Source organism: Xenorhabdus sp. BG5, from assembly GCF_015163665.1.
Taxonomy (GTDB): Bacteria; Pseudomonadota; Gammaproteobacteria; order Enterobacterales; family Enterobacteriaceae; genus Xenorhabdus.
Genome location: NZ_JADEUG010000085.1, coordinates 1 through 998, shown reverse-complemented (window position 1 = coordinate 998; position 998 = coordinate 1). Strand labels below are relative to the sequence as shown.

General features: G+C 49.2%; 1 protein-coding gene. It reads right to left on the bottom strand.

The genetic code is table 11. From position 1 onward, the window contains the following. A partial coding sequence (locus IQ209_RS17910; protein WP_193852530.1) for an IS4 family transposase occupies positions 1-998 on the bottom strand: 998 nt, incomplete at both ends.

The following is a 998-nucleotide window of genomic DNA, read 5'->3' as shown; positions in this document are numbered from 1 at the left end:
TTCGATTTGTTTTGCTTTGACCACAGTAAGTTCCACGCTAGCGGACTCAGGATCATTTCACAGCTCTGCTTTTCTGCTTCCTCTTTATTAAGCCCCAGATAGCGCAATTGATGAAGACGGACTGCAATAAACGCGAGTATCACTACCATGCGTTCTAAATTCTCTTTGCTTTGCATGCGTAACTCTTCAACCTGAGTGCCACCGCTTTTCCACGCTTTGTGAAATTCTTCAATCAGCCACCGTTTTTCGTAGTAATCGAGAATACGCTGGGCATCTTCTTTTGTTTTCACGGGTTCTGAGGTCAGAATGTGCCAGCTCAAGCCATCATGATTTCCCGTTTCTTGACAACCGACATCGTACAGTGGGACGCCGTCACCGGTTTTATTCGCCGGGATTTTTACGGTCACCGCCGCATAACGCACTTCGCAGTGGGCATCACGCGCTTTTCGCCCGCCTTTTTGCCTCACTTGAACCGTTCTCGTATCCGCATACACCAAGGCGCCACTGTAATGATAAAGCTTGTCGGTGCTTTCTTCTATGCAACGGCTTTGCATAGAGCGAACGACAAAGCGCTGATGATTTGAGACCTTATAGGTCAGGTACTCGATAATGTCTGCTTCCCGGTCACAGACCGAGATAACTTTTCGCATGTCAGCACCGAGGCGGGCTTCCATTGCGCGTGAAGCCCGTTCCCATTTATAGCTTTCTTTGTCTTTATAAGCTCTGCTCGCATGATATTGATTTTGCCCGTAAGCCTGAAGGTCTCGGGTCCAACGTGCCTGCTCAATGAGTCCAACGACCTGTTGCTTATCAGGTGCAAAAAGCAGAACAGAATGCGCATGCATCCCTCTGGAATACTTATTGGATGCGGTGTGCCCCATCTCATCTCGAACCGTAGGGTGGATAAATTCCAGCGAGGTCGTATCTTCAAGCGCGAGGAGGCAATCATAGTGCTTAACCTGCTCAGCGGTGGCGACAAAGCCAGCTTCTGCGATAGC